This is a genomic window from Streptomyces sp. NPDC126499 (assembly GCF_040302485.1).
Taxonomy (GTDB): Bacteria; Actinomycetota; Actinomycetes; order Streptomycetales; family Streptomycetaceae; genus Streptomyces.
The window spans coordinates 1-19222 of sequence record NZ_JBEOUO010000001.1 but is presented as its reverse complement, the minus strand read 5'-3'; the positions used below and the strand labels follow the sequence as shown (position 1 = coordinate 19222).

Genomic DNA, 19222 nt, shown 5'->3' with positions numbered 1-19222 from the left:
GGGGTGCCGCCCTTCGGCGCGTCCGGGGCCGCTAGCGGCCGGCCAGCTCCCACAGGGCGAGCCCGAGGCCGGCGGTGGCCGTCAGCGCGGCGACCGAGGCGATCGGCCAGCGCGCCCGTTCCAGGGCGTCGAGCCGTGCCTCGTGGTCGGCGAGCTGCTTGTCGGTCTGGTCGCTGCGCTGGACGAGCAGCGCGAGGGAGCCGTCGACGCGGGCGAAGCCGGCCTCCAGGGTGCCGCGCAGCCGCTCCAGTTCGAGGGCGACGGCGACCGGGTCGTTCGGGTCAGGCTCGGTCATCGGCCCCATCCTCCGGGGTGGTGCGCAGCCAGGACGGCAGCAGGGCCTGGAAGGCCGGGACGGCCATCACCCGGGTGAGGGCGCCGGCGACGGCGAGTGCCCCGGCGACCCAGGGGAGGGTGGCGGGGATCCCGGAGGCGTCGACGAGCGCCGGCAGCACGACGGCGATGCCGACGGCGGTCTGCACGATCGTGCGGATCGTGCGCTTGGCGGCTTCGGACATGGGTGGTTCTCCTTGCGTGGGGGAGCTGGTGCGAAGGTGGGCCACGGGCGTGGGGACCGCGGCATCAGGGGGCTACTGGACGTACGGGACCTTCAGCGCGTTCCAGGAGGTGCGGCCCGGCCAGCCGTCGGCGTCGGAGCCGGAGAAGCCGAGCTTGCGCTGCCAGGCGGCGTACGACTGGCGGTCGGCCTCGGACCAGCGCGGGCTCGGCCCGACCTTGTAGCGGCCGCAGCCCTCCGCGACCAGTCGGCGGCCCATCGCGGTGACGATGGGGGAGCTCGGGGTGGTCTTGAAGAACGCGGTCCCGGGGAACGGCTGGTAGCGCGGGGCGGCCGGCTTGGCGGGGGCGGTCGGCTTGGGCGCGGGGGCCTTGCCGAGCCGCTTCTGGACGCGGTCGCGCATGCCCGGCATGCCGAAGCCGCGGGGGTCGCTCTTCCAGTCGGACCACTCCGAGTGGCCGATGACGGAGCGGGCGCCCCAGCCGTGGGCCCGGCACAGCGCCGCCGAGACCCGCTCGATGGCGTCGAGCTGGGCGGCCGGCCAGGGGTCGGTGCCGTTGCCGAGGTTGATGCACTCGAAGCCGTAGAAGCGGGAGTTGCCGTCGACGGCGCCGCGGCTGCCCTGGTGCTCGCGCGGGACGGGCGGGCGCACCCCGTACGTCTCGCTGATCACGGCCTGGAGGACGGACGGGTCGCCGCCGCCCGCGTGGTTGGCGCGGCCGTTGCCGACGAGGTGGACGGTGCCGTCCTTGGCGATGACGCCGTGGCACAGCGGGCCGGGCAGACCCTCGTAGCCGTTGTAGCAGAGCTCGACGGTGTGCGCGGTGCCGCTGGAGACGGTGTGGTGGATCATCACACCGGCCACGGGCCCCCAGGGGCCGGCCTGGTTGCGGTGGTGGGTGCGCCAGCCGTCGTGCTCGACGACGGTGACGCCTTCGGCGCGGAGCGCGGCCACGAGCCGGTCCGCGGAGAGGGGGGCTGCCATCTGTGTCCTCCGGGGCAGGGATTCCGGGCGTTCCCGGGTGATCCCGGGCATTCCCAGACATGAGAAAACCCCGGCCGGTGCGTCGGCTCGGGGCGGGCGTGGGGCTGGTGGTGCCGGTGTTACGCGGCCGGGGCCTCGGGGGCCGGTTCGGCCGGGGAGGGCTCGGCGGGCGACTCGGGGGCCGGGGCCCAGGCGGCGCAGAGCGCGGCGTAGGCGGCGCGGCGGGACTCGAAGTCGGCGAGGGCGGCGGCGACGGCCCGCTGGACGGCGGTCGCGTCGGGCACCACCGGCGCTCCGTCCCGGGCGGCCACCGTCACCAGTCCGGCGCCGCGCAGGGACGCGTCGCCGTCGCCCTTCTCGTTGAACTCGGCGGTGACGTACACCGACGGGTACTGCCCGGTGACCGGGTCGCGGTCCAGGGCGTAGCCGAGGCTGTTGTCGTAGACGCGGATGTTGAGGGTGTGGCCGTTCTCGGTGACGATGGCGCGCCCCGCGTAGTCGATGGCCACGCCCCAGGGCTGGGTGGGGTCGATCTTCATGCTGTGCTCCTCGTTCGGCTCGGCTGCGGGGGTGCGGGGATCACGTCTGGGTGCCGTAGATCAGGACGGGCTGGGCGTAGACGGTGCCGCCGTTGGCCTTGGCCTGGATCTCGATCTGCATGATCTGGCCGAACCTGCTGTTCATGTCACCGGGGATCAGGCCCGTGTGGTTGAAGGTGGATCCGGCGGTGACGGGCGAACCGAACGGCTGTCCGTCGACCAGGACCCGCACCTCGCCGGTGGCGTTGGCGGACGCCCCCGTTTCCACGGACAGCCGCAGCTTCGGCTGCCAGATGGGGTTGAAGGACCGGGCGACGGTGGTGAAGGTGGTGCTGGTGGTGGACGGCCAGTGGGCCTTGTCGACGGTCTGCGGCGGCAGCAGCGCGAGCCACGGCCGGGCGAGGCCGCCGGTCATGATGTCGTCCGCGAAGATCTCGTGGCTGTAGCCGTCGAAGATCCGGAACAGCGGCCGGTTGACGGTGACGCTTCCGGTCTGCGCGGGCGGGCGGATCTCGCTGACCGCCGGCCGGGTGTTGACGGCCGTGGACAGCGCCTTGATCCGGCGGTCCATCTTGTTCAGCCGGTCGATGATGTCCTCGGGCAGCTGGGGCATCAGGCCTCCTCAAGGTAGAGCTCGGCGGTGTCGGGGCGGCCGCGCTCCGGGGGAGTGACCTTGACGCCGATGATGCGGTAGCGGGCGTCGAGGCCCTGGGGGTGCCACTCGTCCGTGATGCGGATGCGGGCGACGCGGCCGATGAGCGCGGGCGGCACGAGGCCGCCGAGGTGGACGCTGATCGCCGGGACGACGACGGCGCCGCGGGCCTCGTCGAGTTCCCGCTTGGCCAGCGCGCTCAGCGTGGTCGGGTCGGTGACCTCGTTGTGGTCCGAGGACAGGTCGATCAGCGGCCAGCCGTCCGCGAGCAGGTCGCTGGCGAACTGCTCGGTGGAGTAGAGCGGCCGCGACTCGGTGCCCGCGTTGGAGTTCGTGGAGGCGCCACGGGCCAGGGCGGTGGTGCCGCCGCGGGTCGCGTCGTACGGGAAGGAGTACGACAGGATGGCGCCGGGCCGGTCGAACAGCAGGTCCGTCGCACCGTTGACGATCTTGGGCCAGCCCAGTCGGAGCTGACGGATCCGCTTGCCGCTGTCCGGGTCGCGGTAGACCAGGATCTGGTGCTCGAAGCCGTTCTCCATCGCGGCGAGCTGGTCCAGCGCCTCCAGGTAGACGGTCTCGTCACCCTTGCGCCACGAGGCGGTCCGGAAGACCTCGGACTTCTCCTCGCCGAAGGTGATGCCGAGGCTGCGGGGCTCCTGCCCCTCCGCCCGGGGGACGCTGGGGTCCTCCTGCCGGTTCAGTTCCTTCCACAGTCGGCGCGCGATCTCGAGCTGGTCGGTCGCGGTCGCGAAAGTGATCTCGGTCCGGATGCGGCGCCGGGCGGCGTACGAGTCGAAGGTGGCGGCCTGGATGCCGAGGGTCAGCACCCCTCGGCCGCTGGACTGCAGGGTGGTGGTCCAGATGATGCCGCCCCACCACAGGTCGCCGCCGCGCTCCAGGTAGACCGCGGTGCGGCCCTCGCGGACCTTCTTGACCCGGTCGGCGATGTCCTTGTTGGGGATGGGGATGGTGCCGGAGAGCGAGCCGGCCTTGCCGATGTAATCGTCGAACGAGACGTCCCGCAGGGGCAGGATGTCGAGGGTCTGGTCGGTGAGCAGGTCGGTGAAGATGGCCCGGTAGGGCGTGTCGATGGCCATGACGGGCCTCCCTTACAGGACGTAGGTGGCGGTGATGCGGATGGCGCGGGAGGTCAGGACTCCGTTGGGCGTCCAGGTGCGCAGCACGATGTCGCCGGTGTTGAGCAGGGCGGCGCTGCCCGAGCCGACGCCGTCGGAGGCGAGGGTCTCCAGGTTGATCGCCGAGCGCCAGCCGACGGGCAGCGTGCACACGGTCTCGTCGGGGATGTTGCCGTTGGCCGGCGCGGTGATGTCGGCGCCGGAACGGGTGACGTTGACGTTGAAGGTGACGATGCCCCGGGTCCGGCGGGCGTAGAAGTACGTGACGGTCCAGTTGGCCGCCGCCGTCGCGCCGGTCGTGGTGGCCTCCACCTCCACCGGCGGGTGGTAGTTCACCCAGGCGCTGCCGTTCCAGCGCTGCAGGACACCGGCGTTCTCCCGGAACTGCCCGGTGTAGCTGCCCGTGGAGAGCGTGCCACTGGGCGCGACGCCGCCGATCTCCTTGGGGTAGGCGACCCACGAGGTGCCGTCCCAGCGCTGGAGGAAGTGGGCGTTGTCGTTGTCCTGGTACTGGCCCGGGTAGGCGCCGGCGACACCGGCGTTGTTGTAGACGGGCAGGATGCCGCCCGCCGCCACCGTCGTGGTGCGCAGATCGGTGACGACACCCGTACCCGTCCAGTCGATGCCACCGGTGCCCGCCGAGGCGCCGGCCTTCACCTTGACGCTGAACAGCACCAGGGAGCGGGCCGGCGCCGCGGGCGCGACCGGGGTCGCCTTCGGCTCCCCCTGGACGATCTCCACGACGGCCTCGTACCTGCCCTGGAGGTCGACGTCGTTGTCGTACACGCGCAGGACGACGAGGTCGACGCGCGGGTTCAGCGCGTCGCCGTCGGTGAAGGTGATCGTCATGTCCTGGTCGAGGGCCACCGGGTAGGCGCCGTCGGCGTTGCCGCCCTGGATGACGGCCTTGCCGGCGTGGACGGTGGCCGTCATCGGGCCGGTGGAGCTCATCCACAGGCCGCCGACCCGGTACTTGCCGTCGATGGTTCCGGGCAGGATGCCCGACCGCACGCCGAGCGGGTTGACGGGAGTGGTGGCACCGATGTTGGTGATGCGGGTGTGCTGTCGGGACTGACCGGTGGGTGTCAGCCAGCCGGAGCGTACGGGCATGGGGTCTCCTGGAGGAAGGGGCGGTCGGGCGCGGCCTCGCGGATCAGTACTGCGGCGTGACCTGGATGAAGGTGTTGTCGAACCAGGCGCGGATGTTGGCGTGGGAGGTCCGGTAGTACGCCGTGACGGTGTAGGTCGCCCCCGGGGTCAGGGTGTGCAGCCGCTGCGTCGTCGAGACGGCGACGGCGTTCGCCGCGTCGGCGGACCGGGAGTTCACGACGCTCAGTTCGTCCTCCAGCTCCCGGTGGACGTTGGTGCCCTGCATCACGCGGATGCCCATGAAGCCCGTGCAGGGGGCGTTGGTGCCGGAGGCCAGGGTCAGTTCGATCCGGGAACCGAAGGTGACGAGCGCCTGGCGGGTCTCCGGGGCGGTGAAGGTCACCGACAGCGGGTTCTCGGCGCGCTCCGTCAGCGTGTTCACGTACGTCGTCGAGACGGTGTAGCCCGCGTCGAGCGAGTCGTTGAAGTACGGGCCCGGGTAGGCGGACACCCAAGCCGAACCGGTCCAGCGCTGGAGCGGGCCCGCATTGGTGGCCCGGTACTGGCCGTTGTAGCTGCCCGGGGTCGACGCGCTGACCGAGGTCGGCACGACGCCGCCCAGCGCCTGCGGGTACGCCACCCACTTGCCGCCGTCCCAGCGCTGCAGCTGGCTGCTCGGCAGGTCCTGGTCCTGGTACTGGCCCGGGTAGGCGCCGGGGGCGACCGGGCCCTCGACCGGCAGGATGCCGCCCGCGGAGACGACGGAGGTCCGCAGGTCCTTCAGGGCGGTGTTCCACGGGATGCCGCCGTTGCCCGCGCTGGCGCCGGCCGGCACCGTCACCTCGTACAGCGGCAGGCTGCGCGGCGGGGCGGCCGGGGCCTTCGGCGTCGCACCGGGCTGGCCCTGGATGACCTCGACCAGGGCCTCGTTGCGGGTGCCCTCGTAGAGCTTGTCGTAGATCCGCAGGACGACGAGGTCGACCCGGCCGTACTGGGCGTCGCCCGCGGCGAAGGTGACCTGCTGGGAGAGCGGCAGGGCCACCGGGTAGACGCCCTGGGAGATGTCGCCCTGGATGACGGCGCGGCCCTCGGAGACGGTCGCCGCCATGGCGGAGGCGCCCGTCATCCAGAAGCCGGACAGCCGGTACTTGCCGTCGTAGGAGCCCGGCAGGATGCCGGAGCGGACCTGGACGGGGTTGAGCGCGTTGGTCGCGCCGATCTGGGTGAGCCGGGTGTCCTCGCGGGTCTGGCCGGTCTCGAGGACCCAGCTGCTGCGCAGGTTCATGAAGTTCTCCGATCGGGAAGCTGGGGGAGGTTCAGGACTTGAGCCATTCGGCGGTCAGGACGCAGGCGTAGCCGGAGCCGCCGAGGGTCTTGATCGCCGCGGTGTGGTTGTGGAAGCCGGCCAGCTGGACCGTGGCGCCCGCGGTGAGCTTGAACAGGCCCTGGCCGCCCACCGAGATGGCGCCGTTGCCGGCCGGCGTGAGCCATGTCGCCCGGGACTGCCCGACGCCGCCGACCACGAGGCGGGCGCCGCGCATGCCGGTCTGGGAGTCGCCGGCCCAGGTGACGTGGCCGGCGATGCGCCACCAGCCCGTGCGCGGGACGACATAGGTGTGGGTGCCGTTCCAGCCGGCGGCGTCGTCGGCTTCCACCGTGGGCATGGTGATCGGGGTCCAGGTGTTGGCCGGGACGCTCTGCTGCTGGGAGGTCGTCCACTGGGTGGCGGCGAAGAGGATCTTCGCCGAGCCCTCGGCGTACTGCCAGGCCGCGCCGTCCCAGCGCTGGAGGCCCGTGGAGCTGTCGCGGTACTGGCCGGCGTAGCCGCCGGAGGTCGTCCCGCTGGGGGCGATGCCGCCGAGCGCCTTCGGATACGAGACCCAGGTGACGCCGTCCCAGCGCTGCAGGGCCCCGCCCGCGTCGCGGTACTGACCCGGGTAGGCGCCCTTGAAACCGCTGGTCGGCAGGATGCCGCCGAGTGCGACGACCGGCCAGTGCTGGGTGGTCACCTGGCTGCCGGTCCCCGTCCAGACGATGCCGCCGGTACCGGCGGACGTGCCCTTGGGCACCTTGACGGTGTAGAGCGGCTGGGTGCTGCCCGGGCCGCTCGCCGGGACGGCCGGAGTGGCCGCGGGGGTGCCCTTGACCAGGCGGATGACCGACTCGGTGGCACCGGTCTTGTCGTAGTCGTTGTCGAGGACGGCCAGTTCGATCAGGTCGATCCGGTCGTACTGCGGGTCACCGTCGTCGATGGTGATGGTCTCCGGGGAGATCGCGCTCACCAGGTAGGCGCCCTGACGGGTGTCCTTGCCCTGGATGATCGCCCGCCCGGTGCCGATGGTGCACTGCATGGGGGCCGTCCCGGTCAGCACGAAGCCGCCGGGGAGGATGCCCTGCCGCGAGCGCAGCGGGGTCTCCTCGGGGGCCTGACCGGAAGGGGTGAGCAGAGCGGCCAGGGTGAGGCGGGTGTCCTCGCGGGTCTGCCCGGTGGGCTGGAGCCAAGCGGCGCGAACGGTCATCGTTCACCTTTCCTGAGTGGTCGGGGGTCGCGCACGGGGATCACCACTCGGCGCTGCGCCAGCGGACCGTCATCAGCGCCTCGGGACTGTCGTCCGGCCGGAAGGAGAGCTCCGCGCGGCCGGGTTCGAGCAGGAACAGCTCCTCGGGGCTGGAGTCGGCCATGGCGGTGTGCCGGCGGGACGCGGTGCCGTTCAGGGTGACCGTGCCGTTGGCGGTGTCGACGACGAGTTCGTCGCCGGTGGCCAGGTCGATCGCGTACCGCAGCCGGCGCTTGCTGACCCGTTCGGTGACGGTCGGCATGGAGCACGGGCCGCGGAAGCTGATCACCGGGTGGGTGGCGGCGGAGCCGGTGTTCTCGGCGACGACGTCACCGGTGGAGGTGGCCTGGCCCCAGTCGAGCGGCCAGGTCAGCGGCCAGTTCAGACCCAGTTCCGGCTGCGGGGCGACCGTCGAGACGGTCTGCTCGGTGACCGCGTAGCGGCGCGGGTCGGCGGCCAGCCACTGGACGGACATCTTGGAGCTGCCCTGGGTGGCGAAGCCCTGGTCGGCCGGGACCACCCGCTGGGCGATCCGGGCGCGCACGGTCAGCATCTCGCCGTGCAGCCGTACGGTGAGCCAGCGCTCTTCGTCCAGCAGGGCGAGCGCCTGGCGCAGCGCGCGGATGGCCTCGGTGGCGGCGCCGTACTCCGGCATCAGGACGATCGTGCCGCCGATCTTGCGCGGCTTGGCGTAACGGGAACCGGGCCAGGCGCCGTGCGAGGTGGGGCGCTCGGCGTCGGAGGAGTCGTACTCCGGCAGGTCCTCCCAGCCGGAGAGGCCGGAGCGGTCGACGGAGAAGGGCGTACCGGGGCCGATGAGAAGCCCGGCCCACTGGATCTGCCCGTCCTGGGTGATCAGCGAGCCGGGCGCGAGGTCGGCGGTGAAGCTGTCGCTTCCGGCATATGCGGTTGTGGTCTCGGCCATGGGGCCGTCACCTCACTTCTGAGGGGCTGACAGGGTGGGCGTTCAGCAGTGCGCCGACGCGAGGAAGAGCAGGTCCTCGGCGGTCGACCGGGGGCCGGCGCCCGGCTTTTCGTGGAACTCCCGGATGCGGTGGGGCCGCGGGGGCGCCTCGGTGACGGCCGGGACACGACGGTTCTCGAGCACGGTGAGCGGGTCGATGCGCCAGCCTTCGGTGGAGCCGGGGAAGACGACACCGCCCTCGGCGAGCATCGGGATCTTGTCGATGTCGACGCCGAACTTCTTGCCGAGGATGTTGACGCTCAGCTTGTTGAGGCCGTCGATGATCCAGTTGGCGAAGGCGATGAGACCGTTGATGGGTCCCTTGACGACGCCGAGCACGGCGCTCAGGGCGCCCTTGATGAGGTCGCCCATGCCGCGCAGGGCCTTGCCCACGGCGTCCTTCGCGTGACGGAAGAAGCCCGGGATCTTGTCCGTGATGAAGGTCAGGATCGGCTTGACCGCGTTCTTGATCGCGCCCATGGTGCGGGAGGCGATCCCGCGCATGGCGTTGAGGGCGGAGCCGATCGCGCTGCCGATCCTCTTGACGCCGTCGATCGCGGCGCCGATGCCCTTGAGGGCGGCCTTGAACAGGGTCAGATACGCCTTGACGTAGGTCCCGACGGCCTTGCCGACCGCCTTCATGATCGGCGAGAGGAACTTCCAGACGGCCTGGAAGCCCTTCAGGACCGCCTGGAAGACCTGCTTCATGATCTTCTGGCCGGTCTCGCTGTGCATCGCGTACTCGATGAGCCAGGCGGCGACGGGCACGAGGATGCCGATGAGGAAGCCGATCGGGTTGGCGCGCATGGCGACGTTGATGCCGGTCATGGCGACGGAGGCGACGGTCATGACCGTGCCGTAGGTGCCCATCAGGCCGGTGATCACATCGGTGATGGGCAGCAGCGGCAGCAGGATGGCGAGGATGCCGCCGACGCCGGTGGCAAGCTTGCCGAACCGCGATGTGGCCTTGCGGGCCCGGTCACCGAAGGACTTGACGCCTTTGGCCGCGCGGGACTGCCCGAGCTTCGCGGCGGCGACGGCTGCAGAGCCGGCGTTCTGGCCGAAGGTGCGCACGGGGGTGGCCGTCGTGCGGGCTGCGTCCCGAAGCCGGTCAGCGCCGGTGGCGGCGCGCCGCACGGCGCCGAGTACCCGCTGTACCGACTCCGCCGCCTGCCGTGCTCCACCTGCCAGGGCGCTGAAACCAGGACCCGAGCCGGCGAGCGGATTGAGTGCCAGGGCACTCATCCGCGTGCCTTCGCCAGGTACATCAGCGCGTCCGCGGTGGACTGCGGGTCACTGCCACGGGCCGCGTGGTAGTGCTCGATGTGCAGTCCGACGCCCTTACCGCGGCCGCCCTGGGCTTGCGACGCCATGCGGGCGCGGCGGGCGGTGAGGGCGAGCAGCCGGTCCAGCTTGGACAGCGGCAGGACGGCCTCGGCCTCGCCGGCCTCGGCGAGGATCGCCGGGACACCGCCGGCGCGCGGCATGACGACACCACCGGTGGCGAGCATCGGGATGGTCGGGATGTTCACGCCGAAGGTCTTGCCGCCGACGATGGGCACCCAGCCGGGGACGCTGACCTTGACCCCGTTGACGGCCCTGATCATCCGGTTGATCAGGCCGATGACGGCGTTGATCGGGCCGGACACACCGCTCTTGATGCCCTCGAACGCCCGGGACGCGATGTCCTTGAGGCCGTTCCAGATCGAGGACATCTTCTCCTTGACGGCGCTGAACGCCTTCGGGATGGCCGTCTTGATCCAGTTCACCACCGGGGTGATGACGGCCTTGATGCCCTTCCAGACGGAGCTGACGACCGTCTTGATCGCCTTCATGACCGTGGTGATGACCGTCTTCCAGATCTTCACGTAGGTCTTGATGACGGTGGCGACGGCCTTGACGACGGTGGAGATGGCCTTCTTGATGCCGTTCCACACCGTCTTGATCAGCTGGCCGGCCTTCTTCATGATCGGGCCGACGGCCTTCATGACCGAGCTGATCACGGTCTTGATGGCGCTGAACGCCTTCTTCAGGATCGTCTGCATGGTCTTCGAGCGGGTCGCCATCTCGACGATCTTCTCGATGAGCGGCATGAAGAGCTCGATCAGCCGAGCCAGGAAGTTGCCCTTCATGGACTTGTTGAGCTTGTCCTGGCCCTTGGCGGCCTTGCCGGCGCCGGACTCGTATTTGCCGAGCTTGCCGCCGGCTGACTGACCGGTCTGGCCGGCCTTGGCCATGGAGCGCTCGGCCTGGTCGGAAGCCGTCTTGAGGTTCTTGAGTTCCCGGGCGGAACTCTGGGCCGCGCTCTTGATACCGCTGATGTTCTTGCCGGCCGACGAGGCGCGCTGACCGAGGGTCTGCGTGGCGCGTTCGGCGTTGGACGTGGCTGATCTGAACTGCTGCAGGGATCCGTTGGCGTTCTTCAGCGAACTGACGAGGGACATGACTGTCCACCTCTGCTAAGGGATGGGGACGTTGCGTGGGGCGGTGGTCAGGAGAGGGCCTGGGCGAGCAGATCGACGCGTCGTTGAAGCAGCGTGATCTGGTTCGACGCGCCCTGCAGCGCGGGATTGGAGTCCATGTGGCGGATCTGCTGACGCGTGGTGTTGCCCCGGGTGGTGAGTCGTCCGACCTTCTTCTCCAGGACACTGATGCGTTTGTTGGAGTTGCCGATCTTCGTGTGCGCACTGACCACCAGGTCCTGGAGACGCCGGATGGCGTACTCAGGTGACTCGCGCTCCCGCCTGCGGAGCTCTTGTTCGGAGAGCTTCCACAGCACACCCCACCTGTTGCGCTCGAAGCCCCTCCTCTTGAACCAGGCTTCGATCGCCGGGTCGAAGTTCAGGAACGGCATGATCTCGAACTTGAAAAGCGCGCCTCCGATCTGTGCGAACGCGCCCGCGGTCACCAGCGCCAGAAACTCCGGTGTCTTGATCCAGTCGAAGAGTTTGGTCTCAGTCGCCTTGGTGACGTGGGTCTTGGTCCAGCTCTTCGTGGCGAACTGGGCGTCGCCCGTCGTCGCCTTCAGAGCGCCTTCGCTGATGTCCGCGGACTTCGCAGTGTCCTTGAGGACGTTGTCCTTGTTCTTCGGATCGAGGGCCGCCTGCAGGTTGCCCACGTCGGTGGTCAACTGCTCGAGGCTTTTCGCCATCGGACCTCCTTCGGTTCGGAGCGCCTTGCGGCGCTCGGCGGGCATGCGACGAAGCCCCTGCCGGGGAGGGCAGGGGCTTCGTCACATGCGGTTGGGTGTGGCAGCGGGAGTCGGGGAACGGATCCCTTCGCTTCAGCGTGATGCGCGCTCGTTCCCGGACGGTCTGTCGGCGAGCCGGCGCCTGGCTGCGATCAATATGATCACCAACCCGGCGAGGGTCATCGCGCCGGCTGCGAGCCAGTGCCGGGACTGCTGACCCAGGATCAGGACCGATGCGGCTCCGACCACGAGGCCCGTGACGGGAAGCAACGCGGTTTGCCACCCGGGTACGCGGCGACCGGCGAGGGCCAGCATCGAGCCCAAGGCGATCACACCCCCGCCGAACAAGGCGTACGTATAGCGCTGGCCTTCCCGGGGAAGGCCGTAGCGCCCCCGGGCGTGTTGTTCGAGACCAAGGTCCACGGCTCCGCCTACGGCCCAGAAGAACGCGCTGAATGCGATCACGCCGACGGCGGTGATCCACCACGGATTTCTCACGTCGGGATCCTATGAAACCCGGCGCAACTCGACTACGGCGTCGTTCCAGCCGGCCTTGTAGGCGTGGATCTCGCGAGCCGCGACCTCGGCGTCGAGGAGGGCGAGCAGCGCGCGCTTGTCAACGGGACCGGGGCTTTGCAGCAACGCGTTGAGGTGGTCTTGCAGCGTGGTCTGTGCGCCGCTTCCCCCGGTCTGAGAAGTCATGGTGCCCTGCCTTTCGGCCATCGAACTGGTGTGCGAAGTATTGTCGAACATCGGTTCGAGCTTGTCGAGCGAGAAGCCCCTGCGGGCGTGTCATCTCGTCAGGTTCCGTGAGGGTTTGGTCCTCGAACGGGTCTGGTGTTCGACCGGGGTACCCTGGAGGACGCGTTGCCCGGGCCTGACACAGCCGGGGGGACGAGGGGCGCGAGGGGCGCGTGGGGACCCCAGGGGGTTGGAAGGCAGTGCGCACGCATGGACAAGGAGTCGGGCACTAACCGGCGGGAGCGGGTCATCGACTGGCTCGAGTCCCACCCGGACCTGCCCCATCTCTTCGCCCGGCTCGCCGAACTGGTCCACGTCCACGGGTACGACCCCGAGGACCTGGTGGTCATGCCGCGTTCAGAGGTCGACCGCCGCGAGACGGCCGCCTTCACCGCCGGCTGGGCCGAGGCCGTATCCGACGAACTGCCCCGTATTCGCCGCGAGTACGAGAAGCGCGTCGCCGACGCCTACGCTCAAGGGCAGGGTGACGCGCGTGGAATCCGGCGCCCTCAGCGGCGTACCGATGCGAACGCGAATCCGGACGGCGCCCGGGTCATCCCGCTGCCCTTCGCCCGGCTGCTCGAACCGCCGGCCGTGGTCGTCGAGGCCGAGGAGCGGGTCCGTCGGGAGCGCGAGATGTTCGAACAGCGCCCAGAGCCGGAGCCGCTGCCCGAACCGGAGCCCGAGCGCGGACGTGAACCGGACCCCGATCCCGAACCGGTCCGTGCGCCGGCGCCCGACCCGGCCCCCGACCCCGAGCCGGACGTCCTGCTGACCGCCCAGGAGAGCCGCTCCCGCAGGAATACCCAGCCTGTCCGCAAGGTCGCCCGCCGCAAGGGCGGCCGCCCGATCGTGCCGCCGCTCGCCGGCGTGCCCGGTCAGGGCGGAGCCGGTTCCGAGCGGCGCGGCGGCGAGTCCGGCGAACCGGACGCGCGCGCGGGCGCGCGTAGGCCCCGGCTCTCCGAGCGCGCCAGGGCCCTGGAGGAGGACCTGGCCGCCGAACGATCACCGGAAGCGCCACCCGAGCCCTGACGGGAACGAGCACAGGAAGCGCCCCCGGAGCCCGCTCCCTGACGGGAGCGGGCTCCGGGGGCTGCGAGGGTGTGCGATAGGGCTGAGGAAGCGTCAGCCGAAGAAGCGGGCAAGGGCGATGGGGGAAACGGCCTCTGTGGTGCCTTCCTCCGTCGTGCCCTCGTCCGACTCCTCGGCCTGTTCGTCCGTAACGCCCGGACGCGGGACCGGCTTCGGGAAGTCGGGCTGATCGTCGTCCTCGCTGCTGTTGACGCACTGGAACATCCAGTTGGCGGCGGCCAGGTGGTCCACCGCGGCAGCGAGGAGATGGTCGGATATCGACCAGTCGGCCGACTCCCCGTGGATCTCGCGCGACACGGCGGCGTCCTGCGGAAGGTTCTTGATCAGGACCATCAGCCGCCGGCTCGAGAGCTCCCCCCTGTGCCAGTCGAGGAGGTCGACGCTGTAGTAGCGGAGGAGATCCGCCTCAAGGGCCTCGGCGTGTTCGTCGACGAACTCGACGAGGCTCAGTCTTCCCCCAGGCCGAGCCCGGTCTCCTTGCCGTAGGCCTCGAGGATCGCGGCGATGTCCTGCATCGTGATGTCGTGCTCCTCGAAGCGGGCGAACTGCTCCTCACCCATCAGGAGCGCGAGCAGACCGTCCACGTCGTTGTCGTCGAGCTTGCGCAGCGCCTTCGCGGTCTTGCGGGAGAGCTCGGTGGGAAGCGTGAAGGACTCGCCGTCCAGCTCGAAGGACCAGGTGCGGCCGTGGGCCTCCAGTCGCTGGGCGCGAGCGGCGTTGACGTCGAAACGGGACATGTGTGCGTACTCCTTGTTCGCGTGGTGCGCGTGGATGAATGAGGAGAGGGGGCGGGGCGGGACGGCGGTGTGCCGTCCCGCCCCGGGGTGTGGCCGGATCAGACAGCCGCGCCGTACTGGCTGTCCTTCATGAGGAAGGTGGCCAGCGGCTTGCCCGCGCCGTTCGACATGGCGGAGAAGGTGATGCCCAGGGTGGACGCCGCCTTACGGGCCAGCTTGATGTCGTCGGACGCGGTGACCTGGCCGCGCGGGATGACGAAGCGGTACGTGACCGCGGTGCCACCGGCCTTGGTGTCGGTGAACTCCAGGCCGAGGGCGCGCACGTCCGCGAACGGACGCTCGGCGATCTCGTACTTGAAGACCTCCGTCGACGTGGCCGGCTCGGGCGCGACCTTGCCGCCGCCCATGAAGAACGGGAGCGTGTCCTCGTTGAACTGGAGCATGGAGAACTTCAGCGAGAGGTCACGGGCCGAGTAGATGTAGTGGACCGGGGAGACCGACTGCCACGAGTCGATGGCCTCCAGCTTGTCCTTCTTGGAGAAGGTGACACCGTCGCCGGTGGTGTAGCCGAGGTCGGTCCAGTCCTTCCAGTCGGTGGCGGAGTCGGCACCGAAGGCCGGCACGGCGGTGTCGGCCTTGGCGACGAAGAGCTTGCCGACGCCGGCGACGCGGATCTCGGCGGAGTTGTTTCCTGCCATGGTGGGTTTCTCCTTGGTGAGAGGGTGAGGGCGCCGTCCCCGGCCGGACCGATTCCGGGTCCGGGTACGGCAAAGGCCCCGCCGGTTCGGCGAGGCCTGGTCTGTGGGGGCGTCGTGACGACGCCGGGGGAGCGCTCCTGGAGCCTGGGCGTCTAGAAGACGTTCAGGGAGAGCTGGATGACGCAGAGGTAGCGGTTGGCGCCCCGGTAGAGGTAGTCGGGCAGCCAGCGCGGCCCGTCCTGCTCCTCGACGTCGCTGACGAAGTTCACGCCGATCTGCTTGCCGATGGTGGCGAGCAGCGCGCGCCGGGCGGCGTTTGCGGTGATGTGGGCCGCGTTCTTGGTCGGGCCGTACACCTCGAACTCGATCAGCGGCTTGTCGACGTGCAGGTCGCCGATCCAGGCGCCGCCGCGGCGGTTCACCAGGACGGCGTTCTGCGTGCCGTCGAAGCCGGCCGGCGCCTGCACGGCGATCGTGACGCCGGCCAGGGCCGGGTCGGCCTTGAGGACGTCGACGACCAGCTTCTCGACGTCTGGGAAAGCACTCGGGGGAGTGGTCATGACGGATCTCCTCGGTGGAGGGGGAGGGCGGGACGGGTGGTGCGGTGGTGGTGCGAGTGGTGCGAGTGGTGCGCGGGTGACGCAGGTGGTGCGGGGTGAGGTAGGTGGTGCGCGGGTGGTGCGGGGTGACGCAGGTGCTGCGCGGGTGGTGCGGGGCCGTCCGGGGTGCTCGACGCGGGCGAAGGGGGAAGGGGCGCGGAGCGCTCCCGGACGGCGAACGGCGGAGCCTGCGGCCCGTCTCGCGGGCACAGCTCCGCCGCTGCACCAACTGTGACAGAGAGCGTGCGCGCACGCAACTAGTTCGGTGATCGGTTTCGGGCCCCCTTCGCGGAGGAGGGGTGCACACGGGGCCTGACCTGGGGCTTTGGCCGAAATCTCGGCACGGTAGGTTGGGCGAAACCGAACCAGAGGAGCCGCCCGTGCCCGCCGCAGCCCGCCCCCGACCCCGTCTCCTCTACGTCACCGACCTCGCCTACCCCGCCCGCGGACGCCGTTACTGCGACGAGGACATCGAGCTCACCGCCCGCCTGCGCACCGACTTCGACCTCGCCCTGTGCCACCCGCGCGACGCCGCCGCCCTCATGGACGGCTTCGACGCCGTCGTCGTCCGCAACAGCGGACCCGTCCTCCACTACCAGGAGACCTACGACGCCTTCCGCGCCAAGGCGACCGCCCTCGGCACGCGCGTGTACAACCCGCTCCACGGCAGCGGCGACATGGCCGGCAAGCAGTACCTGCTCGACCTCACCGCCGCCGGACTCCCCGTCATCCCCACCGTCGACCGCGCCGCCGACCTCGGCCGGCTCCCCGAGGCGGCGGAGTACGTCGTCAAGCCCAAGGCCGGCGCCGACTCCATAGGGCTGGAGTTCGTGCCCGGCGACCACCTCGCGGAGCTCTCGTACGACCGGATCCTCGTCCAGCCGCGGATCGACTTCCGCTACGAGGTGTCCTTCTATTACGTCGACGACCGCTTCCAGTACGCCCTGTACGCCCCCGACCCCGAGCGTCGCTGGGTCCTGGAGCCGTACGAACCCACCGAAGCGGACCTCGCCTTCGCCCGCCGCTTCGTCGACTGGAACACCCTCGACCACGGCATCCAGCGCGTCGACGCCTGCCGCACCCCCGAGGGCGAGCTGCTCCTGGTCGAGCTGGAGGACCTCAATCCGTATCTCTCCCTGGACCGGGTGCCACAGGAGGTCCGGGACCGCTTCGTCGCCGAGATGACCCGCTCCCTGCACGACTTCCTGCGGGCATGACGAAGCGCCCCGTGTCTCACGAGAGACACGGGGCGCTTCGTTCGTACGAGTCGCAGGGGGCCGTTCAGGCGGTACGGGGCTTCCGCCGGGTCGCCCGCTCCGCAGCGAAGACGTCCTCCAGGCGGAACAACTGCGCCCGGCCCGCCTTCCCCGCGGCCCGCAGATGGCCCAGCTGGACCCACTTGCGGATGGTCGCCGGGGCGACTCCCGCCTCCTCGGCGGCGAGCGGGCCCGGGATCAGCGCCGGCAGGGACAGCGGCAGTGCGGTCGAGCTCAGCATGAGGTCTCCTTCGTGTCGTCCATCGCCGCTTCGATCTCCTCCGTACGCGCCCCCGACGCGGCCGCGAGCTCGGCCCACTCCTCCTCCGGCCACAGGTGCCGGTAGGACGGGTCGTCCTGGCAGCCGCACGCCGTGTCGGTGCACACGCACGCCGGGTTCACGCACAGCACCGCGCGCCGGTCGGGAAAGGCCCGCAGGGACACCGAGTCGCACCAGGGGCAGCGCCCCGAGACCCGTACGACCGTCTCCGCCTCGCCCAGCGTCCGCGCACACCGCCGTGCCATACGGCGGATCTCGTCCCGCACGTGGCGGGCGAGCACGGGGTGCCCCGCCACCTCGTCGAGCAGGCCGACCACCCGGCGCAGCCGCTCGACCACTCCGGCCCGGCGCGGCCGCGGCAGCCCGAGCCGTGCGCAGACCGCCTCCTCCAGCTCCACGACACCGTCGGTGATGTCACGGATGGCATCGGACACGTGCAGCCGGATCGGCGCGGCACCGTGTCCGGGGACGACCAGGCCGTGCCGCTGTTCGAGCAGCAGCGCCTCCCGGCGCTCCTGGCGGATCAGCTCGTCCCGCCCGGGATGCGGCGCCGTCGGCGCACTCCCCACCGGCCCCCGCCGCCCGGGCGCGAGCTCCTCGGCGAGCTCCGGGAACTGCCGTACGAGGGAGGCGGCCCAGAGAGTGATGTCCCGCAGCACCCGCTCGTCGGCGGTGCCGGTGCCGGTGCCTCCGGTGGCCGTGGCGGTTCCGGAGTGGTCGGCGGTCTCCGGCATGCGCTCAGCCACGGGGGCCTCCGGCGGGGACGGCACCGGCGAGGGTGCGGAGGGGGGCCGACGTGCGGTCGGACAGGTCGCTCCGGCCGGCGAGGCCGGCCGCGTCGAGCGCCTCGGCCAGTTCCGCGGCCTCGGCCGCTCGCGCGGCCTCCGCGGCCTCCGCGGCCGCCTCGCCGGGGCGGCGGCGCGGCTTCACGGGGCGGCCGTTGCGCCAGAGGCGGCCCGCGCAGACGCCGTCGAACCAGCTCTCCGCGGGGGCCACCGCCGCCTCGCACTCGCGGCTGACGGGGCAGACGGCGCAGGCCCGCAGGGCCGGGGCCGCCTCCTTTCCACGCCGGGAGAAGACGACGGAGGGCGAGAGGCCGACGCACGCGGCGGCGGCATGCCATGAGGTGGTGTCGGACAGGTGCAAGGTGGGTCTCCACGTTCCGGGCCCCGGTGCCCATGGGGCGTATGGGGCCCTTGGGACTCAGGAGGCCGACGAGTGCGGCGAGCAGCACGATAGACATGTTGCGTGCGAGCTCGCAACTAGCTTCGGAAGCCGGGATGGAGGCCTCTTCACCGATTCGACACGATTGCGTGCCCGAAAGCACGTAATTCCGTGCGCGCAAGCACGCTAAAGTAAGGGGCCCGAAGGGTGGGGGAGTAAGAGGGAGCGGTAAATAACATGAGCATTCAAGGGCTCGACGAATTCGCGGGATGGGTCGAAGGTCTGATGCGGGCCCGCGGCTACGACATCGACAGCCCCCGCGGTGGAGGGAAGTCCCGGATCGCGGACGAGGCCGGCGTCCATCGCGCCGCCGTGACCCGGCTGCTGCAGCGGCAGAGCATGCCCGACCTGGAAACCATGCGCAGGATCGCCCCGCTCCTCGGGGTCTCCGTCCGCGACATGCTGATCCGGTCCGGGCGCGTGACCCCGGAGGAGCTGCCGCTCGCGGCGGATCTGCTGCCGCCGGGTGACTGGCAGCCGACCATGCAGGACTTCGCGCGCTGGCTCGGGGTCCCCGACGAACGGATGGACGTCTTCGTCAAGGTCGTCACGCAGTTCCTGGATCCCGAGGCCGAGGGCGGCGACGTCCGGGCCACGGGCGAGTCCCGCCGCGCCGCGCAGGACTGACAGCGGTCCCGGATCCGTCCGGGGCCGCACCGATCCACATCCCGGGCGGCCACGCCGGCGAGACACCCCCAGGTCCCGCGCCGGCCCCCGCCCCCGACCGACCGTGGCCCGCCGCCGACCGGGCCGCCTCGGCCGGTCTGCCCGCTGGTCACGTCCGACCCGGCCCCGTGTCGCCTCGGCTCGCCCGCGGCCCACGTGCGACCCGGCTCCAGTCCCGGCCGGCGCCGGCCCGCCGCCACCCGGCCCCGCCCCCGCCCCCCCCCCCCCGGGGGCGGCCGGGGGCCCCCCCCCCCCCCCCCCCCCCCACCCCCCCCCCCCCGCGGCCCCCCCGGGCCGGG

At 71.0% G+C, this 19222-nt stretch carries 25 protein-coding genes; 3 read left to right on the top strand and 22 right to left on the bottom strand.

Translation table 11 applies throughout. The features are described from left to right. Positions 1-31 precede the first annotated feature (31 nt). The 15 genes from ABTZ91_RS00125 to ABTZ91_RS00055 all read right to left on the bottom strand — a co-directional run bounded on the left by ABTZ91_RS00125 (position 32) and on the right by ABTZ91_RS00055 (position 12383). A complete protein-coding gene (locus ABTZ91_RS00125; protein ID WP_352074820.1) occupies positions 32-295 on the bottom strand; it encodes a hypothetical protein in 264 nt (87 codons plus the stop codon). Beyond that, positions 282-518, bottom strand: coding sequence for a hypothetical protein (locus ABTZ91_RS00120; RefSeq protein WP_352074819.1), 237 nt, complete (start codon positions 516-518; stop codon positions 282-284). The genes ABTZ91_RS00125 and ABTZ91_RS00120 overlap by 14 nt, the downstream gene beginning before the upstream one ends. A gap of 72 nt (positions 519-590) precedes the next feature. Beyond that, a complete protein-coding gene (locus ABTZ91_RS00115) occupies positions 591-1502 on the bottom strand; it encodes a peptidoglycan-binding protein (RefSeq protein ID WP_352074818.1) in 912 nt (303 codons plus the stop codon). A gap of 119 nt (positions 1503-1621) precedes the next feature. Then, entirely contained in the window at positions 1622-2041 is a 420-nt protein-coding gene (locus ABTZ91_RS00110; protein ID WP_352074817.1) for an ATP-binding protein, read from the bottom strand. A gap of 40 nt (positions 2042-2081) precedes the next feature. After that, positions 2082-2654, bottom strand: coding sequence for a hypothetical protein (locus ABTZ91_RS00105; protein WP_352074816.1), 573 nt, complete (start codon positions 2652-2654; stop codon positions 2082-2084). Next, a complete protein-coding gene (locus ABTZ91_RS00100) occupies positions 2654-3790 on the bottom strand; it encodes a hypothetical protein (RefSeq protein WP_352074815.1) in 1137 nt (378 codons plus the stop codon). The genes ABTZ91_RS00105 and ABTZ91_RS00100 overlap by 1 nt, the downstream gene beginning before the upstream one ends. 12 nt (positions 3791-3802) lie before the next feature. Further along, positions 3803-4939 (bottom strand): hypothetical protein, encoded by a 1137-nt coding sequence (locus ABTZ91_RS00095; protein ID WP_352074814.1) that lies wholly within the window; start codon positions 4937-4939, stop codon positions 3803-3805. Positions 4940-4982: 43 nt separating this feature from the next. Further along, positions 4983-6203, bottom strand: a complete 1221-nt coding sequence (locus tag ABTZ91_RS00090) for a hypothetical protein (protein ID WP_352074813.1) — start codon at positions 6201-6203, stop codon at positions 4983-4985. A gap of 31 nt (positions 6204-6234) precedes the next feature. Next, positions 6235-7437 carry a hypothetical protein gene (locus tag ABTZ91_RS00085; RefSeq protein ID WP_352074812.1) on the bottom strand — a complete coding sequence of 401 codons (1203 nt, stop codon included), beginning with the start codon at positions 7435-7437 and terminating at the stop codon, positions 6235-6237. 40 nt (positions 7438-7477) lie between these two features. Then, the gene (locus tag ABTZ91_RS00080; RefSeq protein WP_352074811.1) at positions 7478-8401 is read right to left on the bottom strand and encodes a phage distal tail protein; all 924 of its coding nucleotides are present in this window, start codon (positions 8399-8401) and stop codon (positions 7478-7480) included. A gap of 42 nt (positions 8402-8443) precedes the next feature. Then, on the bottom strand, positions 8444-9685 hold the full coding sequence (locus tag ABTZ91_RS00075) for a tape-measure protein (protein ID WP_352074810.1): 1242 nt from the start codon (positions 9683-9685) through the stop codon (positions 8444-8446). Further along, complete coding sequence (locus ABTZ91_RS00070; RefSeq protein ID WP_352074809.1) at positions 9682-10884, bottom strand: phage tail protein; 1203 nt, start codon at positions 10882-10884, stop codon at positions 9682-9684. The genes ABTZ91_RS00075 and ABTZ91_RS00070 overlap by 4 nt, the downstream gene beginning before the upstream one ends. Before the next feature lie 47 nt (positions 10885-10931). Further along, positions 10932-11591, bottom strand: coding sequence for a hypothetical protein (locus ABTZ91_RS00065; protein ID WP_352074808.1), 660 nt, complete (start codon positions 11589-11591; stop codon positions 10932-10934). Between the two features lie 132 nt (positions 11592-11723). After that, positions 11724-12128: a hypothetical protein gene (locus ABTZ91_RS00060; protein ID WP_352074807.1), complete on the bottom strand. Its 405-nt coding sequence runs from the start codon at positions 12126-12128 to the stop codon at positions 11724-11726. A 9-nt stretch (positions 12129-12137) separates the two neighbouring features. Then, positions 12138-12383 carry a hypothetical protein gene (locus tag ABTZ91_RS00055; RefSeq protein WP_352074806.1) on the bottom strand — a complete coding sequence of 82 codons (246 nt, stop codon included), beginning with the start codon at positions 12381-12383 and terminating at the stop codon, positions 12138-12140. 198 nt (positions 12384-12581) lie between these two features. Here ABTZ91_RS00055 and ABTZ91_RS00050 point away from each other — a divergent pair, with 198 nt between their 5' ends. Next, positions 12582-13403 (top strand): hypothetical protein, encoded by an 822-nt coding sequence (locus ABTZ91_RS00050; RefSeq protein WP_352074805.1) that lies wholly within the window; start codon positions 12582-12584, stop codon positions 13401-13403. Positions 13404-13496: 93 nt separating this feature from the next. Here ABTZ91_RS00050 and ABTZ91_RS00045 read toward each other — a convergent pair whose 3' ends face one another. The 4 genes from ABTZ91_RS00045 to ABTZ91_RS00030 form a co-directional block, all read right to left on the bottom strand. Then, a complete protein-coding gene (locus tag ABTZ91_RS00045; protein WP_352074804.1) occupies positions 13497-13796 on the bottom strand; it encodes a hypothetical protein in 300 nt (99 codons plus the stop codon). A gap of 113 nt (positions 13797-13909) precedes the next feature. Continuing rightward, positions 13910-14200, bottom strand: coding sequence for a hypothetical protein (locus ABTZ91_RS00040; protein ID WP_352074803.1), 291 nt, complete (start codon positions 14198-14200; stop codon positions 13910-13912). A gap of 98 nt (positions 14201-14298) precedes the next feature. Next, entirely contained in the window at positions 14299-14898 is a 600-nt protein-coding gene (locus ABTZ91_RS00035; RefSeq protein ID WP_352074802.1) for a phage tail protein, read from the bottom strand. 152 nt (positions 14899-15050) lie between these two features. Beyond that, entirely contained in the window at positions 15051-15458 is a 408-nt protein-coding gene (locus ABTZ91_RS00030; protein ID WP_352074801.1) for a hypothetical protein, read from the bottom strand. Between the two features lie 419 nt (positions 15459-15877). On the opposite strand from ABTZ91_RS00030, the gene ABTZ91_RS00025 reads away from it, so the two are divergent. After that, a complete protein-coding gene (locus tag ABTZ91_RS00025) occupies positions 15878-16714 on the top strand; it encodes a hypothetical protein (RefSeq protein WP_352074800.1) in 837 nt (278 codons plus the stop codon). A gap of 64 nt (positions 16715-16778) precedes the next feature. Here ABTZ91_RS00025 and ABTZ91_RS00020 read toward each other — a convergent pair whose 3' ends face one another. The 3 genes from ABTZ91_RS00020 to ABTZ91_RS00010 are packed head-to-tail and all read right to left on the bottom strand — an operon-like array spanning position 16779 to position 18179. Beyond that, entirely contained in the window at positions 16779-16994 is a 216-nt protein-coding gene (locus ABTZ91_RS00020) for a hypothetical protein (RefSeq protein WP_181019065.1), read from the bottom strand. Further along, the gene (locus ABTZ91_RS00015) at positions 16988-17779 is read right to left on the bottom strand and encodes a hypothetical protein (protein WP_352074799.1); all 792 of its coding nucleotides are present in this window, start codon (positions 17777-17779) and stop codon (positions 16988-16990) included. The genes ABTZ91_RS00020 and ABTZ91_RS00015 overlap by 7 nt, the downstream gene beginning before the upstream one ends. Continuing rightward, the gene (locus ABTZ91_RS00010; RefSeq protein ID WP_352074798.1) at positions 17772-18179 is read right to left on the bottom strand and encodes a WhiB family transcriptional regulator; all 408 of its coding nucleotides are present in this window, start codon (positions 18177-18179) and stop codon (positions 17772-17774) included. The genes ABTZ91_RS00015 and ABTZ91_RS00010 overlap by 8 nt, the downstream gene beginning before the upstream one ends. Positions 18180-18434: 255 nt before the next feature. Between ABTZ91_RS00010 and ABTZ91_RS00005 the strand changes: the two genes are divergently transcribed. Next, positions 18435-18884: a helix-turn-helix transcriptional regulator gene (locus ABTZ91_RS00005; RefSeq protein ID WP_352074797.1), complete on the top strand. Its 450-nt coding sequence runs from the start codon at positions 18435-18437 to the stop codon at positions 18882-18884. The last annotated feature ends 338 nt before the right edge of the window (positions 18885-19222 follow it).